Source organism: Sphaerochaeta sp. S2, assembly GCF_016406725.1.
GTDB lineage: Bacteria > Spirochaetota > Spirochaetia > Sphaerochaetales > Sphaerochaetaceae > Sphaerochaeta.
This window is the reverse complement of the sequence record NZ_JAEKNT010000340.1, coordinates 1-1,037: the sequence shown is the minus strand read 5'-3', so window position 1 is coordinate 1,037 and position 1,037 is coordinate 1. Positions and strand designations below refer to the sequence as shown.

Annotated in this window: 1 protein-coding gene; it reads right to left on the bottom strand. The window is 36.3% G+C overall.

Annotated features, from left to right (window positions below):
- The coding region (locus tag JF818_RS09920) for a hypothetical protein (protein WP_198891854.1) at positions 1–1,037 on the bottom strand (1,037 nt) is incomplete at both ends.

Here is a 1,037-nt window from a genome sequence, read left to right as displayed (position 1 = left end):
ATTGTTACCAACAGCTAATACACGATTACCTGATGTGATTCCATAACTGAATCCTTTACCAGCACAAACTGATTTAATGTCTTTAAAATTAGTCACCAGCGGTTCACTGGATTTGCTTTTAAATCCTAAGCCCAATTCACCATGATCATTCATTCCCCTGGCTTTTACAACACCATCATAACTAAGGGCGAGTATATAATTACTACCCAGCGAAATCTCTTTGACGTTTTCTACACCATCAACCCTTACAGGTCTAACAACAAAGTGATTTTTACCATGGCCTAGACACATTGCCTCATTCTGTCCCCAAGTATAAACAAATCCATCACTTGTCACTGCAGCACTGAAACCATTGCCACAGGAAACTTGAATAATATTTTCTATTCCCCAACACAACTTTGGTATCTTTGAGTTGTTTTTACTTCCAATACCTAGTTGTCCAGACTCATTATTACCGGTTGCAAAAACTTTTCTATCTGATTTCAAAAATAATGTATGAAAATCACCTACTGCGATATCATCTACATGTTTTATTTGAACAACCTCTTCCATTTTTTGATTTTCCTGATTCGTACAATTGCCTAGTTGACCAAATTCATTGTCCCCATATGCATCAATGGTACCATTTCTATGAATGACAAATAGGTGATTCCCACCAGCGGCTAGCTTTTTGATTCCTTTTGCTTCAGATACAAAGATATCCACGCTTTCCCATTCCGACCACCTAAAATGTTTGTCCATAACACGAAGCTTTACTGTATGAACACCCTCCTCATCAAAATACTCCTTGTTATTCATCCATTCGACTTTTTTAATCTCATTGTTATCAACTATAGAATCTTCATGTGAATACTCAATCTTAGTTGTTGTCATAATATTTCCCATAGGCTTTATCTTAATAACCGCAACGGGTTCTTTGCCACCAGGCGAATAAAAAGCAAGTTTTAATTTATGATTATCATAAGAAGAGTTTCCACCAATTTTTTTGGCAATATCGTTGCCATCCAAACCCTTAGGTAGTTTCTTAACGATTAAAT